At 59.5% G+C, this 22,986-nt stretch carries 19 protein-coding genes; 18 read left to right on the forward strand and 1 reads right to left on the reverse strand.

The features are described from left to right. Positions 1 to 169: 169 nt before the first annotated feature. Positions 170 to 1,426, reverse strand: coding sequence for an NADP-dependent isocitrate dehydrogenase (gene icd / locus MEB48_RS05145; RefSeq protein WP_007905029.1), 1,257 nt, complete (start codon positions 1,424 to 1,426; stop codon positions 170 to 172). Positions 1,427 to 1,918: 492 nt separating this feature from the next. Between icd and MEB48_RS05150 the strand changes: the two genes are divergently transcribed. From MEB48_RS05150 to nuoJ, 18 genes are all read left to right on the forward strand, one after another. Continuing rightward, complete coding sequence (locus MEB48_RS05150) at positions 1,919 to 4,144, forward strand: NADP-dependent isocitrate dehydrogenase (RefSeq protein WP_237882523.1); 2,226 nt, start codon at positions 1,919 to 1,921, stop codon at positions 4,142 to 4,144. 217 nt (positions 4,145 to 4,361) lie between these two features. Next, on the forward strand, positions 4,362 to 4,808 hold the full coding sequence (locus MEB48_RS05155) for an NUDIX hydrolase (protein ID WP_237882524.1): 447 nt from the start codon (positions 4,362 to 4,364) through the stop codon (positions 4,806 to 4,808). 59 nt (positions 4,809 to 4,867) lie between these two features. Beyond that, positions 4,868 to 6,001, forward strand: coding sequence for a tRNA 2-thiouridine(34) synthase MnmA (mnmA, locus tag MEB48_RS05160; protein WP_237882525.1), 1,134 nt, complete (start codon positions 4,868 to 4,870; stop codon positions 5,999 to 6,001). Beyond that, positions 5,998 to 6,621: a high frequency lysogenization protein HflD gene (hflD, locus tag MEB48_RS05165; RefSeq protein ID WP_237882526.1), complete on the forward strand. Its 624-nt coding sequence runs from the start codon at positions 5,998 to 6,000 to the stop codon at positions 6,619 to 6,621. The genes mnmA and hflD overlap by 4 nt, the downstream gene beginning before the upstream one ends. 127 nt (positions 6,622 to 6,748) lie before the next feature. Further along, on the forward strand, positions 6,749 to 8,119 hold the full coding sequence (gene purB, locus MEB48_RS05170) for an adenylosuccinate lyase (protein WP_237882528.1): 1,371 nt from the start codon (positions 6,749 to 6,751) through the stop codon (positions 8,117 to 8,119). 86 nt (positions 8,120 to 8,205) lie between these two features. Next, entirely contained in the window at positions 8,206 to 9,375 is a 1,170-nt protein-coding gene (locus MEB48_RS05175) for a ribosomal protein uL16 3-hydroxylase (protein ID WP_237882530.1), read from the forward strand. Then, complete coding sequence (locus MEB48_RS05180) at positions 9,368 to 9,793, forward strand: GNAT family N-acetyltransferase (RefSeq protein WP_237882532.1); 426 nt, start codon at positions 9,368 to 9,370, stop codon at positions 9,791 to 9,793. Before MEB48_RS05175 ends, MEB48_RS05180 begins: the two co-directional genes overlap by 8 nt. Before the next feature lie 234 nt (positions 9,794 to 10,027). Then, entirely contained in the window at positions 10,028 to 10,789 is a 762-nt protein-coding gene (locus MEB48_RS05185; protein ID WP_237882535.1) for a secretin N-terminal domain-containing protein, read from the forward strand. Positions 10,790 to 11,301: 512 nt separating this feature from the next. Beyond that, a complete protein-coding gene (aceA, locus tag MEB48_RS05190) occupies positions 11,302 to 12,627 on the forward strand; it encodes an isocitrate lyase (protein WP_095053167.1) in 1,326 nt (441 codons plus the stop codon). A 623-nt stretch (positions 12,628 to 13,250) separates the two neighbouring features. Then, positions 13,251 to 13,664 carry an NADH-quinone oxidoreductase subunit A gene (locus MEB48_RS05195; RefSeq protein WP_007905050.1) on the forward strand — a complete coding sequence of 138 codons (414 nt, stop codon included), beginning with the start codon at positions 13,251 to 13,253 and terminating at the stop codon, positions 13,662 to 13,664. A gap of 10 nt (positions 13,665 to 13,674) precedes the next feature. After that, complete coding sequence (locus MEB48_RS05200) at positions 13,675 to 14,349, forward strand: NuoB/complex I 20 kDa subunit family protein (protein WP_046037844.1); 675 nt, start codon at positions 13,675 to 13,677, stop codon at positions 14,347 to 14,349. 72 nt (positions 14,350 to 14,421) lie between these two features. After that, the gene (gene nuoC / locus MEB48_RS05205) at positions 14,422 to 16,206 is read left to right on the forward strand and encodes an NADH-quinone oxidoreductase subunit C/D (RefSeq protein ID WP_237882537.1); all 1,785 of its coding nucleotides are present in this window, start codon (positions 14,422 to 14,424) and stop codon (positions 16,204 to 16,206) included. A 2-nt stretch (positions 16,207 to 16,208) separates the two neighbouring features. After that, positions 16,209 to 16,706: an NADH-quinone oxidoreductase subunit NuoE gene (gene nuoE / locus MEB48_RS05210; protein ID WP_237882539.1), complete on the forward strand. Its 498-nt coding sequence runs from the start codon at positions 16,209 to 16,211 to the stop codon at positions 16,704 to 16,706. After that, the gene (gene nuoF, locus MEB48_RS05215; RefSeq protein WP_237882541.1) at positions 16,703 to 18,058 is read left to right on the forward strand and encodes an NADH-quinone oxidoreductase subunit NuoF; all 1,356 of its coding nucleotides are present in this window, start codon (positions 16,703 to 16,705) and stop codon (positions 18,056 to 18,058) included. Before nuoE ends, nuoF begins: the two co-directional genes overlap by 4 nt. A gap of 137 nt (positions 18,059 to 18,195) precedes the next feature. After that, entirely contained in the window at positions 18,196 to 20,910 is a 2,715-nt protein-coding gene (gene nuoG / locus MEB48_RS05220; RefSeq protein ID WP_237882543.1) for an NADH-quinone oxidoreductase subunit NuoG, read from the forward strand. Next, positions 20,907 to 21,914, forward strand: coding sequence for an NADH-quinone oxidoreductase subunit NuoH (nuoH, locus tag MEB48_RS05225; RefSeq protein WP_237882545.1), 1,008 nt, complete (start codon positions 20,907 to 20,909; stop codon positions 21,912 to 21,914). The genes nuoG and nuoH overlap by 4 nt, the downstream gene beginning before the upstream one ends. 12 nt (positions 21,915 to 21,926) lie before the next feature. Beyond that, entirely contained in the window at positions 21,927 to 22,472 is a 546-nt protein-coding gene (gene nuoI, locus MEB48_RS05230; RefSeq protein WP_198044941.1) for an NADH-quinone oxidoreductase subunit NuoI, read from the forward strand. A gap of 9 nt (positions 22,473 to 22,481) precedes the next feature. Beyond that, positions 22,482 to 22,985: an NADH-quinone oxidoreductase subunit J gene (gene nuoJ, locus MEB48_RS05235; RefSeq protein WP_007905076.1), complete on the forward strand. Its 504-nt coding sequence runs from the start codon at positions 22,482 to 22,484 to the stop codon at positions 22,983 to 22,985. The last annotated feature ends 1 nt before the right edge of the window (position 22,986 follow it).

A 22,986-nucleotide genomic window follows, 5' to 3' on the forward strand; every position in this document is an offset into this window, starting at 1 on the left:
CCTTGCCTTCGGCTAACACTTCCCCTTGCCGGGTGTGTAGAGGACTTCCACCTCCAAGTCATCCAACTCATCACCATAATGAGCTGAACAGCGCCAGTCACGGCGCTACGCGCCATGCCTGGCGCACCATAAAAAAACCGCCCGAAGGCGGTTTTTTTTATCAGCCGGTTTACATGTGCGAGATCAACGCATCACCGAACGCGGAGGAAGACAGAAGCTTGGCCCCTTCCATCAGACGCTCAAAGTCATAGGTCACGGTTTTAGCCGAAATCGCACCATTGGTACCCTTGATGATCAGATCCGCCGCTTCGGTCCAGCCCATGTGACGCAGCATCATCTCGGCGGACAGGATCAACGAACCCGGGTTGACCTGGTCCTTGCCGGCGTATTTCGGCGCAGTACCGTGGGTCGCTTCGAACATGGCCACGGTGTCGGACAGGTTGGCACCCGGCGCGATACCGATACCGCCCACTTCGGCCGCCAGGGCGTCGGAGAGGTAGTCGCCATTGAGGTTCAGGGTCGCGATTACATCGTACTCGGCCGGGCGCAGCAGGATCTGCTGGAGCATGGCGTCAGCGATGGCGTCCTTGACGATGACGTTCTTGCCGGTTTTCGGGTTCTTGAACTGCATCCACGGACCGCCGTCGAGCAGGGTCGCGCCGAATTCTTCAGCGGCCACTTCGTAGGCCCATTCCTTGAAGGCACCTTCGGTAAACTTCATGATATTGCCTTTGTGCACAATGGTCAGCGAGTCGCGGTCATTGTCGACCACATACTGCAGAGCCTTGCGCGCCAGACGCTTGGTGCCTTCCAGGGAGACCGGCTTGACGCCGATACCGCAGTTTTCGTCGAAACGGATTTTGGTGACACCCATTTCTTCTTTAAGGAACTTGATGACCTTGGTCGCTTCCGGCGAACCGGCTTTCCATTCGATACCGGCATAAATGTCTTCCGAGTTTTCACGGAAGATGGTCATGTCGACATCGCCTGGCTTCTTGACCGGGCTAGGTACGCCTTCGAACCAGCGCACCGGGCGCAGGCATACATACAGGTCGAGTTGTTGACGCAGAGCCACGTTCAGCGAACGGATGCCGCCGCCGACCGGCGTGGTCAGAGGGCCCTTGATGGAAACCACGTAATCCTTGACCGCGTCCAGGGTTTCCTGAGGCAGCCAGGTGTCCTGATCGTAAACCTGAGTCGCTTTCTCCCCGGCGTAGACTTCCATCCAGGAAATTTTGCGCTCGCCGCCGTAAGCCTTCTTAACAGCAGCATCGACAACCTTGATCATGACCGGGCTGATATCAACGCCAATACCATCGCCTTCGATGAAGGGGATGATCGGGTTATTAGGAACATTGAGAGAATGGTCCGCGTTGACGGTGATTTTGTCGCCGACGGCTGGAACCTGAATCTTCTTGTATCCCATGCTGTACTCCATTGTTTGGATTGAACATCTGGCTGCGTTCGAGCGTACCCCAGTTAAATCGGCGCGCAAACCCTATGTTCCGCCCATCTGCCACGAAGCTGCACAGTTCGCGACGTACAAGCCTGAAAGCAAAGGGAAAAGCGCCAAACTCAAGCACGGCGAACGACTCTACGCCCCACATCCACCTGCGACCTTTAGACCAATGGACGAAAAACGTTGCTTATGAACCATCGGCAGATTGCCAGCTACCTATGTATAATGCCGCCGCTGACCAAAGAGTCACGACGGCCGACCGCTCTATCACAAGACGTTGGGCCCGAATAAGCCGGATTGTTATCGCAGTCCACCCGCTTGACGCTCGACTGATGCACCCAACATCACCGCGAAGAATCTCGACATTCGGCTCATGGATGACTTTGAACGAACGCGCTTACCCGGCGCCCCTCGAGTTTCTGCGCACGCTTTAGCAAAGAAGAGAGAGTTAATCCGAATATGCCCACCCGCTCGAAGATCATCTATACCTTCACCGACGAAGCCCCAGCCCTCGCCACCTATTCACTGTTGCCTATCGTAGAGGCTTTCACCGCCTCGGCTGATATCGCCGTTGAAACCCGCGATATCTCTCTTGCAGGGCGCATTCTGGCCAGCTTCCCCGAGCAATTGGGTGACAAAGCCGTAGCCGACCACCTCGCCGAACTGGGCGACCTGGCCGTTACGCCGGAAGCCAACATCATCAAGCTTCCGAACATCAGCGCTTCGGTTCCGCAACTGCAAGCCGCGATCAAAGAGCTGCAAGCTCAGGGTTACGCACTGCCGGACTACCCGGAAACCGTGACCAGCGATGCCGACAAGCTCGCCAAATCGCGTTACGACAAGATCAAGGGCAGCGCCGTGAACCCGGTTCTGCGCGAAGGTAACTCTGATCGTCGCGCACCGCTGTCGGTCAAGAACTACGCGCGCAAGCACCCGCATAAAATGGGCGCCTGGGCCAAAGACTCCAAGTCCCACGTGGCTCACATGAGCACCGGCGATTTCTACGGCAGCGAAAAAGCCGCCCTGATCGACGCCGCTGACGCCGTCAAAATCGAACTGATCGCTCAAGACGGCACCACCACCGTTCTGAAAGAAAAGACCACCGTACAAGCCGGTGAGATCCTCGATTGCGCCGTTCTGAGCAAAAACGCACTGCGTAGCTTCATCGCGGCCGAGATCGAAGATGCCAAAGCCAAAGGCGTGCTGCTGTCGGTTCACCTGAAAGCCACCATGATGAAGGTCTCCGACCCGATCATGTTCGGCCAGATCGTTGCCGAGTTCTATAAAGACGCCCTCGCCAAACACGCTGACGTGCTGGCACAGATCGGCTTCAACCTGAACAACGGCATCGGCGACCTGTATGCTCGCATCAAGGCTTTGCCGGCTGAGCAACAAGCGCAGATCGAAGCGGACATCCAGGCGGTCTACGCCGTTCGTCCGTCGTTGGCCATGGTCAACTCCGACAAAGGCATCACCAACCTGCACGTGCCGAGCGACGTTATCGTCGACGCCTCGATGCCGGCGATGATCCGTGACTCCGGCAAGATGTGGGGCACTGATGGCCAGCTGCACGACACCAAGGCTGTGATCCCGGATCGCTGCTACGCCACTATCTACCAGGCGGTGATCGAAGACTGCAAGCTGCACGGCGCTTTCGATCCGACCACCATGGGCAGCGTGCCAAACGTTGGCCTGATGGCGAAAAAAGCCGAAGAGTACGGCTCCCACGACAAGACTTTCCAGATCAAGGCAAACGGCGTGGTTCGGGTTTCCGACAGCGCTGGCCGCACTCTGCTGGAACAGTCGGTTGAAGCCGGCGACATCTTCCGCATGTGCCAGACCAAAGACGCGCCGATCCAGGACTGGGTCAAACTGGCCGTCAACCGTGCCCGTGCAAGCGCAACTCCGGCCATTTTCTGGCTGGACCCGATGCGCGCCCATGATGGCGTAGTGATCGAGAAAGTTCAGGCTTACCTGAAGGATCACGACACGACCGGTCTGGACATCCAGATCATGTCGCCCGTCGACGCGATGAAGTTCACCCTGCAGCGCACCCGCGAAGGCAAGGACACCATCTCGGTGACCGGCAACGTATTGCGCGACTACCTGACCGACCTGTTCCCGATCATGGAACTGGGCACCAGCGCCAAGATGCTGTCGATCGTTCCGCTGATGAACGGCGGTGGTCTGTTCGAAACCGGCGCTGGCGGTTCGGCACCGAAGCACGTTCAACAGCTGCTGGAAGAAAACTTCCTGCGCTGGGATTCCCTGGGTGAGTTCCTGGCCCTGGCCGCTTCCCTTGAGCACCTGGGTGTTACCTACAACAACCCTAAAGCGCTGGTGCTGGCCAAGACCCTGGATCAGGCCACTGGCCAGTTCCTGGACCACAACAAGTCGCCATCGCGTAAAGTCGGCAACATCGACAACCGCGGCAGCCACTTCTACCTGGCGCTGTACTGGGCTCAAGCCCTGGCCGCCCAGACCGAAGACACTGCACTGCAAGCGCAGTTCGGCGAACTGGCCAAAACCCTGACCGAGAACGAAGCGACCATCGTTGCCGAGCTCAACGCCGTTCAGGGCAAGCCAGTGGACATCGGCGGTTACTACCACGCCAATGCCGAGCTGATCAGCAAGGCCATGCGCCCGAGCAACACCTTCAACGCCGCGATCGCTGCGCTGGTTTAAGGTTGTAAGGATGCAAAGAAACCCCGGCCCAGTGCCGGGGTTTCTGTTTGTGGTGCTCGCACAATTCTATCTGCCGAGCCTCAAACCCCCTGTAGGAGCTGGCTTGCCAGCGAAAGCGGTTTATCATTCAACATTTCATTGACTGACCCACCGTCTTCGCTGGCAAGCCAGCTCCTACAGGGATCGGGTTTCAACATTCAAAATTCGAGGAAGCTTCATGGATTGGCTACCCCACATCACCGTCGCCACCATCGTCGAAGACAATGGTCGCTTCCTGATGGTCGAAGAACTCAAACACGGACGAGCGGTGCTCAACCAGCCCGCCGGCCATCTGGACCCGGACGAAACCCTGATCGACGCCGCCGTGCGTGAAACCCTCGAGGAAACCGGCTGGGACGTCGAGCCGACGGGCGTGGTAGGCATTTACCTCTACACCGCGCCGAGCAACGGCGTGACCTACCAGCGGGTCTGTTTCACCGCAAAACCGCTCAAACACCACCCGGACTATCAGCTGGACGACGGTATCGTCGGCGCAAAATGGCTGACGCGTGACGAACTGCTGCAACAGCGCGCAAACTGGCGCAGTGAGCTGATCATCCGCTGTATCGATGATTATCTGGACGGTAAACACTTCAGCCTCGAGCTGATCCGCCCTTCTCTTTAGCCTTGCAGGCTTGAGCCTGCTAGAATCGCGTCCTTTTTCAAGACACTCATTGAATCCCTATGCGTGATCCAGCCCCTTCTGATACACAAAAGAAGCGCGTCATTGTCGGCATGTCCGGCGGCGTGGACTCTTCCGTTTCCGCTCTCCTGCTGATCGAACAGGGTTATGAGGTGGAAGGCCTGTTCATGAAGAACTGGGAAGAAGACGATGGAACGGAATACTGCACCGCCATGGATGACCTGGCGGACGCTCAGGCCGTGTGCGACAAGATTGGCATCAAGCTGCACACCGCCAACTTCGCCGCCGAGTACTGGGACAACGTGTTCGAACACTTCCTGGCCGAATACAAGGCCGGTCGCACGCCGAACCCGGACATCCTGTGCAACCGCGAAATCAAGTTCAAGGCGTTCCTCGATTACGCCATGATGCTCGGCGCCGACCTGATCGCCACCGGCCACTACGTGCGTCGCCGCGACATCGATGGCCGCACCGAATTGCTCAAGGGCCTGGACCCGAACAAGGACCAGAGCTACTTCCTGCACGCCGTCGGCGGTGAACAGATCGCCAAGACCCTGTTCCCGGTCGGCGAGCTGGAAAAACCCGAAGTGCGCGCGATTGCCGAGAAACACGACCTGGCCACCGCGAAGAAAAAGGATTCCACCGGGATCTGCTTTATCGGCGAACGCCGCTTCAGCGACTTCCTCAAGCAATACCTGCCAGCCCAGCCAGGCGAGATCAAGACCACCGAAGGCGAAGTCATCGGCCGTCACCACGGTTTGATGTACCACACCATCGGCCAGCGTCAGGGCTTGGGCATCGGCGGCTTGAAAGATGCCAGTGACGAGCCGTGGTACGTGCTGATCAAGGACCTGGAACACAACGAGCTGATCGTTGGCCAGGGCAATGATCATCCTTATCTGTTCTCCCGCGCCCTGCTCGCCTCGGACATCTATTGGGTCAACCCGATCGATTTGACCGAGCCGCGCAAACTGACCGCCAAAGTGCGTTATCGCCAGAGCGACCAGCCTTGCACACTGGAAAAAACCGCCAGCGGCTACCGCGCGACCTTCGATGACCCGCAACGCGCGGTCACCCCAGGCCAGTCCGTGGTGTTCTACGACGGTGAAATCTGCCTCGGCGGCGGCGTGATCGAAGTGGCCGAACCCTGGACCAGCAAGGGTCAGCGCCCATGAGCCCGACTCAGGAGCAACTGACAGCCCTGGGTGGCGTGTTTCTCGCCGCCGTGCTGGTGGACAAGATCGCCAAGACTGGCCAGACCAACGAAGCCGGCCTGACTTGCATGCTCGGCAGCCTGCTGATTCGCGACCCCAAGGACACACTGGAAGTCTATGGCGGTGACGACATCAACCTGCGTGACGGTTACCGCGCACTGATCGGCGCCCTGGAACGCGACCCAAGCACCCTTCAGCGCGAACCGCTGCGCTACGCCCTGTCAATGCTGGGCCTGGAGCGTCAGCTGGCCAAGCGCAATGACATGCTGGAAGTGATCGGCAAGCGTCTGCCGCAGATTCAATCTCAGGTCGAACACTTCGGTCCGGCTCACGAAAACGTGATCGCTGCCTGCGGTGCGTTGTACCAAGACACCCTGAGCACCCTGCGCCAACGGATTCAGGTGCATGGCGACATGCGCAACCTGCAGCAACCGAGCAATGCCTCGAAGATTCGCGCGCTGTTGCTGGCCGGGATCCGTTCGGCACGCCTGTGGCGGCAGTTGGGCGGTCATCGCTGGCAGTTGGTGATCAGCCGGCGCAAATTGCTTAAAGAGCTTTACCCGCTGATGCGCAGCAGCTGAACCGCGCCCGCAATACCGCTTTGTAGTCAGTAACGCGTAATACGCCGGTCAGTTGGCAACGGACCGGCGGATTTTTTCATGTATGATACGCGCCCCATTTCGTTGCCCGACTGTCCGAGAACACCCCATGCAGCTCTCTTCGCTCACTGCGGTTTCCCCTGTTGACGGCCGCTACGCCGGCAAAACCCAGGCCCTGCGCCCGATTTTCAGCGAATACGGTCTGATCCGTGCTCGCGTCCTGGTTGAAGTGCGCTGGCTCCAGCGCCTGGCCGTTCACCCTGCCATCAGCGAAGTGCCGGCGTTCTCCGCCGAAGCCAACGCGGTGCTGAACACCCTGGCGGAAAACTTCTCTCTGGAGCACGCCGAGCGTGTCAAAGAGATCGAGCGCACCACCAACCACGACGTCAAAGCCATTGAGTACTTGCTCAAAGAGCAAGCGGCCAAGCTGCCGGAACTGGCTGCCGTCAGCGAATTCATCCACTTTGCCTGCACCAGCGAGGACATCAACAACCTGTCCCACGCCCTGATGCTGCGCGAAGGCCGTGATGACGTGATGCTGCCGCTGATGCGCCAGACCGCCGAAGCCATCCGCGAACTGGCGATCCGTTTCGCCGACGTGCCGATGCTGTCGCGCACCCACGGTCAACCGGCCTCGCCGACCACCCTGGGCAAAGAGCTGGCGAACGTGGTTTACCGTCTGGAGCGTCAAATCGCTCAAGTCGCCGCCGTTCCGCTGCTGGGCAAGATCAACGGCGCTGTCGGCAACTACAACGCTCACCTGTCGGCCTACCCTGAGATCGACTGGGAAGCCAACGCCCGCGCCTTCATCGAAGACGAGCTGGGCCTGGGCTTCAACCCGTACACCACGCAGATCGAGCCGCACGACTACATCGCCGAACTGTTCGACGCGATCGCGCGCTTCAACACCATCCTGATCGACTTCGACCGCGACATCTGGGGCTACATCTCCCTGGGTTATTTCAAACAGCGCACCATTGCTGGCGAAATCGGTTCGTCGACCATGCCGCACAAGGTCAACCCGATCGACTTCGAAAACTCCGAAGGCAACCTGGGCATCGCCAACGCACTGTTCCAGCACTTGGCGAGCAAGCTGCCGATCTCCCGCTGGCAGCGCGACCTGACCGACTCCACCGTACTGCGCAACCTCGGCGTTGGCTTCGCTCACAGCGTGATCGCGTACGAAGCCAGCCTCAAAGGCATCAGCAAGCTCGAGCTCAACGAGCAGAAAATTGCTGCCGACCTGGACGCGTGCTGGGAAGTATTGGCCGAGCCGATCCAGACCGTGATGCGCCGCTACAACATCGAAAACCCGTACGAAAAATTGAAAGAGCTGACTCGCGGCAAGGGCATCAGCCCTGAAGCGCTGCAGACCTTCATCGACGGGCTGGACATGCCTGCGCAAGCCAAGGCCGAGCTGAAACTGCTCACCCCGGCCAACTACATCGGCAACGCTGTGGCACAAGCCAAACGCATCTGATCGACCGCTCTACCCGTTTGAGACGCCCGGCAGCGCCGGGCGTTTTTATTCCCGTCTGAAAAGTGCTTTTTTTCAATAGGTTACACATGAATCCTGACATTCCTCTTCAACTTCTGGGTGGCATCACGGCGCGCGAATTCCTGCGCGACTACTGGCAGAAAAAACCCCTGCTGATCCGCCAGGCGATTCCTGATTTCGAAAGCCCGATCGACGCCGACGAACTGGCCGGCCTGGCGCTGGAAGAAGAAGTCGAATCGCGCCTGGTGATCGAGCACGGCGAACGCCCATGGGAATTGCGCCGTGGTCCGTTTGCCGAAGACGAATTCAGCAAGTTGCCGGAACGCGAATGGACTCTGCTGGTGCAAGCCGTCGACCAATTCGTCCCGGAAGTCAGCGAACTGCTGGAGCACTTCCGCTTCCTGCCGAGCTGGCGTGTCGACGACGTGATGATCAGCTTCGCCGCTCCAGGTGGCAGCGTGGGTCCGCACTTCGATAACTACGACGTGTTCCTGCTGCAAGGCCACGGCAAGCGCAACTGGAAAATCGGCCAGATGTGCGATTCCGAGAGCCCATTACTGCAACACGCCGACTTGCGCATCCTCGCTGATTTCGACGCCACCGACGAATGGGTACTGGAACCGGGCGACATGCTTTACCTGCCGCCGCGCCTGGCCCACTGTGGTGTGGCCGTTGACGACTGCATGACTTACTCGGTCGGTTTCCGTGCACCGAGCGCCGCTGAAGTGCTGACCCACTTCACCGACTTCCTCAGCCAGTTCCTGTCGGACGAAGAGCGTTACACCGACGCCGACGCGCTGCCGGCGGTCGATCCTCATCAGATCCAGCACGATGCCCTCGATCGCCTGAAAAGCCTGCTGGCCGAGCACATGAGCGACGAGCGCCTGTTGCTGACCTGGTTCGGCCAGTTCATGACCGAGCCGCGCTACCCGGAGCTGGTGGTTGGCCCGGAGGAGATCGAAGAAGAAGACCTGCTCGCCAGCCTCGAGCAAGGGGCGGTGTTGATCCGCAACCCGAGCGCACGTCTGGCCTGGTCCGAAGTCGATGACGACCTGTTGCTGTTCGCCAGCGGTCAAAGCCGTTATCTGCCGGGCAAACTGCGCGAGTTGCTGAAGATGATTTGCGCCGCCGATGCGCTGCACGTCGACAACCTTGGCCAATGGCTAAGTGATGAAGACGGCCGCGGCCTGCTGTGTGAACTGATCAAGCAAGGAAGCCTGGGGTTTGCCGATGAATAAAATTCACGTACGTGTCGCAGACTGGCAAAAGGACAACGCCGAGATCCGGCGCATTCGTGAAACGGTGTTTGTCGCCGAGCAATCCGTTCCGCCTGAACTGGAATGGGATGCCGATGACGCTACGGCGGTGCATTTTCTGGCCTTCGAAGGCGACTTTCCGATTGGCACCGCCCGCCTGCTGCCCGATGGGCATATTGGCCGGGTATCGGTACTGAAGGACTGGCGCGGCTTGAAAGTCGGCGATGCGCTGATGCACGCGGTGATCGGTGAAGCCGAGAAGCGCGGGCTGAAGCAGCAGATGCTGAGCGCGCAAGTGCAGGCCACAGCGTTCTATGAGCGCTTGGGCTTCAGCATGGTCAGTGAGGAGTTCCTGGAAGCCGGGATTCCGCACGTGGACATGGTGCGGCACTCCGCTTGAGACCCTGCAACTGATCGTTCCCACGCTCCGCGTGGGAATGCCTCTCGGGACGCTCTGCGTCCCCTCGCGGCAGTGACGCGGAGCGTTACAGGCTGCATTCCCACGCGGAGCGTGGGAACGATCACGCCCCGCCATCAACCGATGCCGGGGCGTTTTGCTGTCTGTGATTCAACTCGCACCACGCCGGGCCGACAAACTGGCAATATCAAGACTTTGAAGGCGGAGATACCGGATATGTCCCTACGCACCCTACTCACCACGCTGCTGCTTATCTGCAGTTTTTCGGTCATGGCCGCCACCGAGATCGTGCCCCTGAACTATCGCACCAGCGCCGATCTGCTGCCGGTGGCGCAGAATTTCATCGGCAAGGACGGCCAGGTCAGCGCCTATGGCAATCAGCTGATCGTCAACGCAGAACAGCGCAAGATCGACGAACTTAAAGCCTTGATCGGCCAACTCGACGTGGCCGCCAAGCGTCTGCTGATCACCGTCGATACCAACGAAAACAGTTTCCAGGGCGATCAGGGTTACTCAGTGAACGGCGCCAAGCCGAGCCAGACTCGCATCATCAACCGCAGCACTGACAGCCGCGACGGCGGTATCCAGCAGGTTCAGGCCAGCGAAGGCACACCGGCGCTGATCCAGGTCGGCCAGAGCGTGCCGCTGACCAGCACGCAGACCGACTCCTATGGCGACCTGCGCAGCCAGACCGAATACCGCAATGTCACCCAAGGCTTCTACGTCACCGCCAGCGTTACCGGCGACATCGTTCATCTGGTAATCAGTACTAACCGTGACCGGATGAGCCAGGAACGTCCCGATGTAGTGAACGTGCAAAGTACCGACACAACGGTCAGCGGTCGACTGGGCGAGTGGATCACCCTGGCTGGCGTGAATCGTCAGACTCAGACCGACAAACAGGGCCTGACCCACAGCTACTCGACTCAGGGCCGGGATGACATGACTCTGCGGGTGAAAGTCGATACGTTGGACTAAAGCACCAAAAACTGACTGATTAGTCGTATTAGACCAAAGATGTAGTGCCATAAAAAAAGCACTACAAAACGTTTGACGAGCCAAAAAAGCAAAGGCATGATGGCCTCGCTCCCGCTAATCAGAGGCCCTGGCAAGGGCTTTCGAGTTGCTGTTCGCACCTACCCCGCGAGCCGATTCGTGTCTGTACCGCCCACAAGGCGTGTTTGACGAGGTTGCCGACTGGAACGAAGTTGTCCCGAGGGACGGAAGCGTATTAGGTAACCCGGCTCCACACTGAAGTTCGCACCAAGGCCCACGACGCCCGAATGCGCCCGTCAGTTCGCCCTTACCTGCTCACTTTCCCCTCGAGCCCATCGTTCATCCCGTCGCCTTCCCCGCCGAACCCGACTTGACCGCCTAAGCTTCTGGTCAGCGAGCAGCCTTTTACGCCCCTTTTGAAATGCGTAGTTGGCACGCAGGAATTGTCCACCCCAGAACCACTTTCGATTAAAGACGCGACGAGGTTTATCTCCATGGCACTGACACGCGAACAGCAAATTGCAGCCCTCGAAAAAGACTGGGCTGAAAACCCGCGCTGGAAAGGCGTGACACGCAATTACTCCGCTGCTGACGTCGTCCGTCTGCGTGGCTCGGTTCAACCTGAGCACACCTTTGCAAAAATGGGCGCCGAGAAGCTTTGGAACCTGGTAACCCAGGGTGCCAAGCCGTCCTTCCGTCCCGAGAAAGATTTCGTCAACTGCATGGGCGCCCTGACCGGCGGCCAGGCTGTACAACAAGTCAAGGCCGGCATCCAGGCGATTTACCTGTCGGGCTGGCAAGTGGCTGCGGACAACAACTCCGCCGAATCGATGTACCCGGACCAATCGCTGTACCCGGTGGACTCGGTTCCGACCGTGGTCAAGCGCATCAACAACTCGTTCCGTCGCGCTGACCAGATCCAGTGGAAAGCCGGCAAGAACCCGGGCGACGAAGGTTACATCGACTACTTCGCTCCGATCGTGGCTGACGCTGAAGCCGGTTTCGGTGGCGTTCTGAACGCCTACGAGCTGATGAAGAGCATGATCGAAGCAGGCGCCGCCGGTGTTCACTTCGAAGACCAACTGGCTTCCGTGAAAAAATGCGGCCACATGGGCGGCAAGGTACTGGTTCCTACCCAGGAAGCCGTACAGAAGCTGACCGCTGCTCGCCTGGCAGCTGACGTTGCCGGTACACCGACCATCATCCTGGCCCGTACCGACGCTAACGCGGCTGACCTGCTGACTTCCGATTGCGATCCGTACGACCAGCCATTCGTGACTGGCGAACGCACCCAGGAAGGCTTCTACAAAGTGCGCGCCGGCCTGGATCAGGCTATCGCTCGCGGCCTGGCCTACGCGCCGTTCGCCGACCTGATCTGGTGCGAAACCGCCAAGCCGGATCTGGACGAGGCTCGTCGCTTCGCCGAAGCGATCAAAAAGGAATACCCGGACCAACTGCTGTCGTACAACTGCTCGCCTTCCTTCAACTGGAAGAAAAACCTGGACGACGCGACCATCGCCAAGTTCCAGCGCGAACTGTCCGCCATGGGTTACAAGCACCAGTTCATCACCCTGGCCGGCATTCACAACATGTGGCACAGCATGTTCAACCTGGCGCACGACTACGCCCGCAACGACATGACTGCCTACGTGAAGCTGCAAGAGCAGGAATTCGCTGATGCCGCCAAGGGTTACACCTTCGTGGCTCACCAGCAGGAAGTGGGCACCGGCTACTTCGACGACATGACCACCGTGATTCAAGGTGGCACGTCCTCGGTGACCGCGCTGACCGGTTCGACCGAAGAAGAACAGTTCCACTGATCTGCTTCGTTTAAGCAAACGGCCCTTGCGGACCGAATAAAAAGCTAACCGCAAAGCCGCCCATCTGACGCCCCGACTGGTTCGGGGCGTTTTTTTGCCTGGGATTTTTCTTTCCTCTGTAGGAGCGAGGCTTGCCCGCGAAGAACGATGACGTGGTATTCCTGAAAAATCGCAGCGCATTCTTCGCGGGCAAGCCTCGCTCCTACAGACTCAGGCAGACAAAAACATTGATCCAGAGCGGTGTCGCGATCAGAAAAAAGGGGTAAAACGGGAGCGCGTGCTACATGCAGTAACGCGCATATAAGACAACTTCCCAGCCACTCACTCGTTAAATAGTTTGAAAACCACGCCAAATAATATTGATTATCATTTATCGCCAACTATGTTCGTTACATTACCTACAAGACATATTTGACAAAATCCCCGCTAATGCCCGAGCGGCATGGGCTACAGGGCTTTGGAGGCGCGCGATGTCCTTATTCTTGTGAATAATTTCGCTATCGGAATTTTACTTGCTCGGTGTTTAGCCATAAAATCACCGCGATTGATTGCTGCGACATATCGTCACTGCTTTGTTTCTTTTCAAGCTCAGAGACCTTTGCTCTCTGTTAAGGATTACCAGCATGCCCGAAGCGACCGGACTCATGGCCCACAACTGGGGCTTTGCCATTTTCCTTCTGGGTGTCGGCGGCCTTTGCGCCTTCATGCTCGGCGTCTCCAGCCTCCTTGGGTCAAAAGCCTGGGGTCGCAGCAAAAACGAACCGTTCGAGTCCGGCATGCTACCTACCGGTGGCGCCCGCTTGCGGCTCTCAGCCAAATTCTATCTGGTCGCGATGCTCTTCGTGATCTTCGATATCGAAGCCCTTTTTCTCTTTGCCTGGTCTGTGTCCGTCCGCGAAAGCGGCTGGACCGGATTCGTCGAAGCTCTCGTTTTCATAGCAATTCTGTTGGCAGGTCTTGTCTACCTATTCCGAGTGGGCGCCCTTGACTGGGCTCCGGAAGCTCGGCGCAAGCGGCAAGCGAAGCTGAAACAATGAGGCTTTGGCAATGCAATACAATCTCACCAGGATCGACCCCGATGCTCCTAACGAGCAGTATCCGATTGGCCAGCGGGAAACCGTTTCCGATCCGTTAGAAGATCAAGTCCACAAAAACATTTTCATGGGCAAGCTCGAAGACGTGCTCAACGGCACGATCAACTGGGGGCGCAAGAACTCCCTGTGGCCGTATAACTTCGGTCTTTCGTGCTGCTACGTGGAAATGACCACCGCCTTCACGGCGCCCCACGACATCGCGCGCTTTGGCGCCGAGGTGATCCGGGCATCGCCGCGTCAGGCGGATTTCATGGTTATCGCCGGTACCTGCTTCATCAAGATGGCGCCGATCATTCAGCGTCTCTACGAGCAAATGCTCGAGCCTAAATGGGTCATCTCCATGGGTTCGTGCGCCAACTCCGGTGGCATGTACGACATCTACTCCGTCGTTCAAGGGGTGGACAAGTTCCTGCCCGTGGACGTCTACGTGCCTGGCTGCCCGCCCCGCCCTGAAGCTTTTCTGCAAGGCTTGATGCTGTTGCAGGAGTCGATTGGCCAGGAGCGTCGTCCACTTTCCTGGGTCGTTGGTGATCAAGGCGTATACCGCGCCGAGATGCCTTCCGAGAAGGAAAAGCGCCGCGAACAGCGAATCGCAGTCACCAACCTGCGCAGCCCCGACGAAGTCTGATCCAGATCTGTTCTTACAAAGAAACGAGAAACTGGCTTCATTCTTTACGTTGACCGAAAGCGATAAATAACCATGACTACAGGCAGTGCTCTGTACATCCCGCCTTATAAGGCAGACGACCAGGATGTGGTCGTCGAACTGAATAACCGTTTTGGCCCGGAGGCGTTCACCGCCCAGCCGACCCGCACCGGCATGCCGGTGCTTTGGGTTGCCCGCGTCAAACTCGTCGAAGTCCTGACCTTCCTGCGCAACCTGCCCAAGCCGTACGTCATGCTCTATGACCTGCACGGCGTGGACGAGCGTCTGCGCACCAAGCGTCAAGGGCTGCCAAGCGGCGCCGACTTCACTGTGTTCTATCACTTGATGTCGATCGAACGTAATAGTGACGTAATGATCAAGGTCGCCTTGTCCGAGAGCGACCTCAGCGTGCCGACCGTTACCGGTCTCTGGCCGAACGCCAACTGGTACGAGCGTGAAGTGTGGGACATGTACGGCATCAACTTTGCCGGTCACCCGCACCTGACCCGCATCATGATGCCGCCGACCTGGGAAGGTCACCCGCTGCGCAAGGACTTCCCGGCCCGTGCCACCGAGTTCGACCCGTTCAGCCTGACCCTGGCCAAGCAACAGCTTGAGGAAGAAGCCGCGCGCTTCAAGCCTGAAGACTGGGGCATGAAGCGTTCCGGTCCGAACGAGGACTACATGTTCCTCAACCTCGGCCCGAACCACCCTTCGGCGCACGGTGCGTTCCGCATCATTCTGCAGCTGGACGGCGAAGAAATCGTCGACTGCGTGCCGGACGTCGGTTACCACCACCGTGGTGCCGAGAAGATGGCCGAGCGTCAGTCCTGGCACAGCTTCATTCCGTACACCGACCGTATCGACTACCTCGGCGGCGTGATGAACAACCTGCCGTACGTGCTCTCGGTCGAGAAGCTGGCCGGCATCAAGGTGCCCGAGAAGGTCGACGTCATCCGCATCATGATGGCCGAGTTCTTCCGGATCACCAGCCACCTGCTGTTCCTGGGGACTTACATCCAGGACGTCGGCGCCATGACCCCGGTGTTCTTCACCTTCACCGACCGCCAGAAGGCGTACACGGTGATCGAAGCCATCACCGGTTTCCGTCTGCACCCGGCCTGGTACCGCATCGGCGGTGTCGCTCACGACCTGCCGCGCGGCTGGGAAAAGCTGGTCAAGGACTTCGTCGAGTGGATGCCCAAGCGTCTGGACGAATACCAGAAAGCCGCACTGGACAACAGCATCCTGCGTGGCCGCACCATCGGCGTCGCCGACTACAACACCAAAGAGGCCCTGGAATGGGGTGTCACCGGTTCCGGCCTGCGCGCCACCGGTTGCGATTTCGACCTGCGTAAGGCGCGCCCGTACTCCGGCTACGAGAACTTCGAATTCGAAGTGCCGCTGGCGGCCAATGGCGATGCCTACGACCGTTGCATCGTTCGTGTCGAAGAGATGCGCCAGAGCATCAAGATCATCGAGCAGTGCATGCGCAACATGCCGGAAGGCCCGTACAAGGCGGATCACCCGCTGACCACGCCGCCGCCCAAAGAGCGCACGCTGCAGCACATCGAGACCCTGATCACGCACTTCCTGCAAGTTTCGTGGGGCCCGGTCATGCCGGCCAACGAATCCTTCCAGATGATCGAAGCGACCAAGGGCATCAACAGTTATTACCTGACGAGCGATGGCGGCACCATGAGCTACCGCACCCGGATTCGTACCCCAAGCTTCCCGCACCTGCAGCAGATCCCTTCGGTGATCAAAGGCAGCATGGTCGCGGACTTGATCGCGTACCTGGGTAGTATCGATTTCGTTATGGCCGACGTGGACCGCTAAGCATGAACAGCCCGCTTATCCAGACAGACCGTTTCGCCCTGAGCGAAACCGAGCGCTCGGCCATCGAGCACGAGCTGCATCACTACGAAGACCCGCGCGCGGCGTCGATCGAAGCCCTGAAGATCGTTCAGAAGGAACGTGGCTGGGTGCCTGACGGCGCGCTCTACGCCATCGGCGAAATCCTCGGCATCCCGGCCAGCGACGTTGAAGGAGTGGCAACGTTCTATAGCCAGATCTTCCGTCAGCCGGTGGGGCGTCACATCATTCGCGTCTGCGACAGCATGGTCTGCTACATCGGCGGCCATGAGTCGGTGGTCAGCGAAATCCAGAGCAAGCTGGGCATCGGCCTGGGTCAGACCACCATCGACGGTCGTTTCACCCTGCTGCCGGTCTGCTGCCTCGGCAACTGCGACAAGGCGCCAGCGCTGATGATCGACGACGACACGTTCGGTGATGTGCAGCCTGCCGGCGTTGCCAAATTGCTCGAGGGCTACGTATGACCCTGACTTCCTTTGGTCCTGCCAACCGCATCAAGCGTTCGGCCGAGACACATCCGCTCACCTGGCGTCTGCGTGACGACGGCGAAGCCGTATGGCTCGACGAGTACCAGGCCAAGAACGGTTACGCCGCTGCGCGCAAGGCCTTCGCCGACATGGCCCAGGACGATATCGTCCAGACCGTGAAAGATTCCGGCCTCAAGGGTCGCGGCGGTGCAGGCTTCCCCACGGGCGTGAAGTGGGGCCTGATGCCCAAGGACGAATCCATCAACATCCGCTACCTGCTGTGCAACGCGGATGAAATGGAGCCGAACACCTGGAAAGACCGCATGCTGATGGAGCAACTGCCCCATCTGCTGATCGAAGGCATGCTGATCAGTGCTCGCGCGCTGAAAACCTACCGTGGCTACATCTTCCTGCGCGGCGAATACACCACCGCCGCCAAGCACCTGAACCGTGCCGTGGAAGAAGCCAAGGCTGCTGGCCTGCTGGGTAAAAACATCCTGGGTTCGGGTTTTGATTTCGAGCTGTTCGTCCACACCGGTGCCGGACGTTACATCTGCGGTGAAGAAACCGCACTGATCAACTCCCTCGAAGGCCGCCGCGCCAACCCGCGCTCCAAGCCGCCCTTCCCTGCCGCCGTCGGCGTGTGGGGCAAGCCGACTTGTGTGAACAACGTTGAAACCCTGTGCAACGTACCGGCGATCATTGCCGACGGCGTGGACTGGTACAAATCGTTGGCCCGCGAAGGCAGCGAAGACATGGGCACCAAGCTCATGGGCTTCTCCGGCAAGGTCAAGAACCCTGGGCTGTGGGAGTTGCCGTTCGGCGTCACCGGTCGCGAGCTGTTCGAAGACTACGCCGGCGGCATGCGCGACGGTTACACGCTCAAGTGCTGGCAGCCAGGCGGCGCCGGTACCGGCTTCCTGTTGCCGGAACACCTGGACGCACAAATGTACGCCGGCGGCATCGCCAAAGTAGGCACCCGTATGGGTACCGGCCTGGCCATGGCGGTGGACGACAGCGTCAACATGGTGTCCTTGCTGCGCAACATGGAAGAGTTCTTCTCCCGTGAATCCTGCGGTTTCTGCACCCCATGCCGTGACGGTTTGCCGTGGAGCGTCAAGCTGCTGCGCGCGATCGAGAACGGTGAAGGGCAAGCCGGCGATATCGAGACCCTGCTGGGTCTGGTCGGTTTCCTCGGCCCGGGCAAGACCTTCTGTGCACACGCACCGGGTGCCGTGGAGCCGTTGGGCAGCGCCATCAAATATTTCCGTCCAGAGTTCGAAGCCGGCATCGCGCCCACTAGCGCCGTCGTCCCGCCTCTGGCAAAGCCGATCGTAGTCGGCGCGTAAACGCTTAAAAAGGCGAAGGGTCCGTGCCCTTCGCCTTTTCGTCCGATGACGCCTTTCGAGGCTGTTTGGATTCGGACGGATAACAAGATTCCATTAGCCACGCCCGCTGACACCGGGCCAACGAAGAACTTTGAACCATGGCCACTATCCACGTAGACGGCAAAGAGCTCGAAGTCGATGGGGCAGACAACCTGTTACAGGCGTGTCTGTCGCTAGGCCTCGATATCCCTTATTTCTGCTGGCACCCAGCCCTTGGCAGCGTTGGCGCTTGCCGCCAGTGCGCGGTCAAGCAGTACACCGACGAGAACGACAAGCGTGGTCGGATCGTCATGTCGTGCATGACGCCAGCTACCGACGGCAGCTGGATCTCCATCGACGACGAAGAAGCGAAAGTGTTTCGCGCCAGCGTCGTTGAATGGCTGATGACCAACCACCCTCACGACTGCCCGGTCTGTGAGGAAGGCGGTCACTGCCATCTGCAAGACATGACGGTGATGACCGGCCACAACGAGCGCCGTTATCGTTTTACCAAGCGTACTCACCAGAACCAGCAACTGGGCCCGTTCATTTCCCACGAAATGAACCGCTGCATCGCTTGCTATCGCTGCGTGCGCTTCTATAAAGACTACGCCGGCGGCACCGACCTCGGTGTATTCGGCGCCCACGACAACGTGTACTTCGGTCGCGTTGAAGACGGCACCCTGGAAAGCGAGTTCTCCGGCAACCTCACCGAGGTCTGCCCGACCGGTGTGTTCACCGACAAGACTCACTCCGAGCGCTACAACCGTAAGTGGGACATGCAGTTCTCGCCGAGCATCTGCCATGGCTGCTCCAGCGGTTGCAACATTTCCCCGGGTGAGCGTTACGGCGAACTGCGTCGCATCGAAAACCGTTTCAACGGTTCGGTGAACCAGTACTTCCTGTGCGACCGTGGCCGTTTCGGCTATGGCTACGTCAACCGCGAAGACCGCCCGCGTCAGCCTCTGCTGGCCAATGGCGCGAAGCTGAGCCTCGACGAAGCGCTGGATAAAGCCGCCGACCTGCTGCGCGGTCGCAATATCGTCGGTATCGGTTCGCCGCGCGCCAGCCTCGAAAGCAACTACGCGCTGCTTGAACTGGTCGGCGCCGAGCACTTCTACTCCGGTATCGAAGCCGCTGAGCTTGAGCGCATTCGTCTGGTTGTGCAGGTGCTCAAAGACAGCCCGCTGCCGATCCCGAACATGCGCGACATCGAAGATCACGATGCGATTTTCGTCCTCGGCGAAGACCTGACCCAGACTGCTGCGCGCATGGCCCTGGCCCTGCGTCAATCGGTCAAGGGCAAGGCCGAAGACATGGCCGATGCCATGCGCGTTCAGCCGTGGCTCGATGCCGCGGTGAAGAACATCGGTCAGGACGCGCTGAACCCGCTGTTCATCGCCAGCCTGGCTGAAACCAAGCTCGACGACGTGGCTGAAGAATGCGTTCACGCAGCTCCCGACGACTTGGCCCGCATCGGTTTCGCCGTGGCTCACGCCCTCGATGCCAGCGCGCCGGCCGTTGAAGGCCTGGACGCTGAAGCCCTCGAACTGGCTCAGCGCATCGCCAACGCCCTGCTCGCGGCCAAGCGTCCGCTGATCATTGCCGGCACCTCGCTGGGTTCCAAGGCATTGATTGAGGCTGCTGCCAACATTGCGAAGGCGCTGAAGCTGCGCGAGAAGAACGGTTCCATCAGCCTGATCGTGCCAGAGGCCAACAGCCTCGGCCTGGCCATGCTCGGTGGTGACTCGGTCGACGCCGCCCTGCAAGCGGTGATCGACGGCAAGGCCGACGCCATCGTCGTGCTGGAAAACGATCTGTACACCCGCACCGACAAAGCCAAGGTCGATGCTGCCCTGAACGCTGCGAAAGTGGTGATCGTGGCAGACCATCAGAAGACCGCCACCAGCGATCGCGCGCACCTGGTTCTGCCAGCCGCCAGCTTCGCTGAAGGCGACGGTACGCTGGTCAGCCAGGAAGGCCGCGCCCAGCGTTTCTTCCAGGTCTTCGACCCGACTTACCTCGACGCAAGCATTCTGGTTCACGAAGGCTGGCGCTGGCTGCATGCCCTGCGTTCGACCCTGTTGAACCAGCCGATCGACTGGACCCAACTGGACCACGTCACCGCTGCCGTTGCTGCGAGCAAACCGCAACTGGCGCGCATCGTCGATGCCGCACCGTCCGCGGCGTTCCGTATCAAAGGCCTGAAGCTGGCTCGCGAACCGCTGCGTTACAGCGGCCGGACCGCCATGCGCGCCGACATCAGCGTGCACGAACCGCGTACTTCCCAGGACAACGACACTGCATTCGCGTTCTCCATGGAAGGTTACTCGGGCTCGGCCGAACCGCGTCAGCAGGTACCATTCGCCTGGTCGCCGGGCTGGAACTCGCCGCAAGCCTGGAACAAATTCCAGGACGAAGTCGGTGGTCACCTGCGTGCGGGCGACCCGGGCACTCGCCTGATCGAAAGCACCGGGGATTCGCTGAACTGGTTCGCCAGTGTTCCGCGCGCGTTCAACCCGGCTCCGGGCACTTGGCAGGTCGTGCCGTTCTTCCACCTGTTCGGCAGCGAAGAGAACTCTTCCAAAGCCGCGCCGGTTCAAGAACGCATTCCAGCCCCTTACCTGTCGCTGGCCAAGTCCGAAGCCGATCGTCTGGGCGTCAATGACGGTGCCCTGCTGAGCTTGAATGTGGCCGGCCAGACCTTGCGTCTGCCGCTGCGCATCAACGAAGAGCTGGGTGCCGGTCTGGTCGCATTGCCGGCCGGTTTCGCTGGTATTCCGCCTGCGATCTTTGGCAAATCCGTTGACGGTCTGCAGGAGGCAGCGCTATGACCTGGTTCACGCCTGAAGTGATCGACGTAATCATCGCGGTCCTCAAGGCCATCGTGATTCTGCTCGCTGTGGTGGTGTGCGGCGCGCTGCTGAGCTGGGTCGAGCGTCGTCTGCTCGCCCTCTGGCAGGACCGTTACGGTCCGAACCGCGTTGGCCCGTTCGGCGCGTTCCAGATCGCCGCCGACATGATCAAGATGTTCTTCAAGGAAGACTGGACCCCGCCGTTCGCCGACAAAGTGATCTTCACATTGGCGCCGGTCGTGGCCATGAGCGCCTTGCTGATTGCCTTCGCGATCATCCCGATCACCCCGACCTGGGGCGTGGCGGATATCAACATCGGCATCCTGTTCTTCTTCGCCATGGCCGGTCTGTCGGTCTACGCGGTGCTGTTCGCCGGCTGGTCGAGTAACAACAAGTTCGCCCTGTTGGGCAGCTTGCGGGCCTCGGCACAAACCGTGTCGTACGAAGTGTTCATGGGCCTGTCGCTGATGGGCATCGTGATCCAGGTTGGCTCGTTCAACATGCGCGACATCGTTGAATACCAGGCGCAGAACCTGTGGTTCATCATTCCGCAGATCTTCGGTTTCCTGACCTTCTTCATCGCTGGCGTCGCCGTGACTCACCGTCACCCGTTCGACCAGCCGGAAGCGGAACAGGAACTGGCCGACGGTTACCACATTGAATACGCCGGCATGAAATGGGGCATGTTCTTCGTCGGCGAGTACATCGGCATCGTGTTGATTTCGGCGCTGCTGGTGACCTTGTTCTTCGGTGGCTGGCACGGTCCGTTCGGCATTCTGCCGCAGATCCCGTTCATCTGGTTCGCACTGAAAACCGCGTTCTTCATCATGTTCTTCATCCTGCTGCGCGCCTCGATTCCGCGCCCACGGTATGACCAAGTGATGGATTTCAGCTGGAAGTTCTGCCTGCCGCTGACCCTCGTCAACATGCTGGTGACCGCTGCGGTCGTGTTGCTCAACACGCCCGCCGTCGCGGCTCAGTGAGGATAGAGAATCATGAAGTACATTTTTGACATCGTGCATGGCTTCTTCACCCAGCTTCGCAGCCTGGTGATGATTTTCGGCCACGCCTTCCGCAAGCGCGACACGCTGCAGTACCCGGAAGAAGCCGTGTACCTGCCACCGCGCTTCCGTGGACGTATCGTGCTGACCCGCGACCCCGACGGCGAAGAACGTTGTGTAGCCTGCAACCTGTGCGCCGTGGCCTGCCCGGTGGGTTGCATCTCGCTGCAGAAAGCTGAAACCGATGACGGCCGCTGGTACCCGGAGTTTTTCCGTATCAACTTCTCGCGCTGCATTTTCTGCGGCCTCTGCGAGGAAGCCTGCCCGACCACCGCGATCCAGTTGACACCGGATTTCGAAATGGCCGAGTTCAAACGTCAGGACCTGGTGTACGAGAAAGAAGATCTTTTGATCTCTGGCCCCGGCAAAAACCCTGATTACAACTTCTATCGTGTTGCAGGTATGGCGATTGCCGGGAAGCCGAAAGGCTCCGCGCAGAATGAAGCCCAGCCGATCAACGTGAAGAGCTTGCTGCCTTAAGGAAGAAAGATGGAATTCGCTTTCTATTTCGCATCGGGTATCGCGGTTGTGTCCACGCTTCGCGTGATCACCAACACCAACCCCGTGCACGCCCTGCTCTACCTGATCATTTCGCTGATCGCCGTGGCCATGACGTTCTTCGCCCTTGGCGCACCGTTTGCCGGTGTACTGGAAGTGATCGCCTACGCCGGCGCCATCATGGTGCTGTTCGTGTTCGTGGTGATGATGCTGAACCTGGGCCCGGCCTCGGTTCAGCAAGAGCGCGTCTGGCTCAAGCCCGGTATCTGGCTCGGCCCGGTCGCCCTCGGCACTTTGCTGCTGGTTGAATTGCTGTACGTGCTGTTCAGCGATGCCAGCGGTCAGGCCATCGGCCACACCACCGTAGACGCCAAGGCCGTGGGCATCAGCCTGTTCGGTCCGTATCTGCTGGTGGTCGAACTCGCCTCGATGCTGCTGCTCGCCGCAGCCGTCACGGCGTTCCACTTGGGCCGCAATGAAGCCAAGGAGCAATGAC

Source organism: Pseudomonas sp. PGPR40 (assembly GCF_022014505.1).
GTDB lineage: Bacteria > Pseudomonadota > Gammaproteobacteria > Pseudomonadales > Pseudomonadaceae > Aquipseudomonas.

What these genes read in the sequence shown, in the direction of transcription:
- nuoJ (WP_007905076.1), top strand. Translation starts at nt 22,482, where the DNA reads ATGGAATTCGCTTTCTATTTCGCATCGGGTATCGCGGTTGTGTCCACG.
- MEB48_RS05150 (WP_237882523.1), top strand. Translation starts at nt 1,919, where the DNA reads ATGCCCACCCGCTCGAAGATCATCTATACCTTCACCGACGAAGCCCCA.
- mnmA (WP_237882525.1), top strand. Translation starts at nt 4,868, where the DNA reads ATGCGTGATCCAGCCCCTTCTGATACACAAAAGAAGCGCGTCATTGTC.
- MEB48_RS05175 (WP_237882530.1), top strand. Translation starts at nt 8,206, where the DNA reads ATGAATCCTGACATTCCTCTTCAACTTCTGGGTGGCATCACGGCGCGC.
- nuoI (WP_198044941.1), top strand. Translation starts at nt 21,927, where the DNA reads ATGAAGTACATTTTTGACATCGTGCATGGCTTCTTCACCCAGCTTCGC.
- MEB48_RS05185 (WP_237882535.1), top strand. Translation starts at nt 10,028, where the DNA reads ATGTCCCTACGCACCCTACTCACCACGCTGCTGCTTATCTGCAGTTTT.
- nuoG (WP_237882543.1), top strand. Translation starts at nt 18,196, where the DNA reads ATGGCCACTATCCACGTAGACGGCAAAGAGCTCGAAGTCGATGGGGCA.
- MEB48_RS05195 (WP_007905050.1), top strand. Translation starts at nt 13,251, where the DNA reads ATGCCCGAAGCGACCGGACTCATGGCCCACAACTGGGGCTTTGCCATT.
- icd (WP_007905029.1), bottom strand. Translation starts at nt 1,426, where the DNA reads ATGGGATACAAGAAGATTCAGGTTCCAGCCGTCGGCGACAAAATCACC.
- MEB48_RS05200 (WP_046037844.1), top strand. Translation starts at nt 13,675, where the DNA reads ATGCAATACAATCTCACCAGGATCGACCCCGATGCTCCTAACGAGCAG.
- MEB48_RS05155 (WP_237882524.1), top strand. Translation starts at nt 4,362, where the DNA reads ATGGATTGGCTACCCCACATCACCGTCGCCACCATCGTCGAAGACAAT.
- nuoH (WP_237882545.1), top strand. Translation starts at nt 20,907, where the DNA reads ATGACCTGGTTCACGCCTGAAGTGATCGACGTAATCATCGCGGTCCTC.
- aceA (WP_095053167.1), top strand. Translation starts at nt 11,302, where the DNA reads ATGGCACTGACACGCGAACAGCAAATTGCAGCCCTCGAAAAAGACTGG.
- hflD (WP_237882526.1), top strand. Translation starts at nt 5,998, where the DNA reads ATGAGCCCGACTCAGGAGCAACTGACAGCCCTGGGTGGCGTGTTTCTC.
- nuoF (WP_237882541.1), top strand. Translation starts at nt 16,703, where the DNA reads ATGACCCTGACTTCCTTTGGTCCTGCCAACCGCATCAAGCGTTCGGCC.
- nuoC (WP_237882537.1), top strand. Translation starts at nt 14,422, where the DNA reads ATGACTACAGGCAGTGCTCTGTACATCCCGCCTTATAAGGCAGACGAC.
- nuoE (WP_237882539.1), top strand. Translation starts at nt 16,209, where the DNA reads ATGAACAGCCCGCTTATCCAGACAGACCGTTTCGCCCTGAGCGAAACC.
- purB (WP_237882528.1), top strand. Translation starts at nt 6,749, where the DNA reads ATGCAGCTCTCTTCGCTCACTGCGGTTTCCCCTGTTGACGGCCGCTAC.
- MEB48_RS05180 (WP_237882532.1), top strand. Translation starts at nt 9,368, where the DNA reads ATGAATAAAATTCACGTACGTGTCGCAGACTGGCAAAAGGACAACGCC.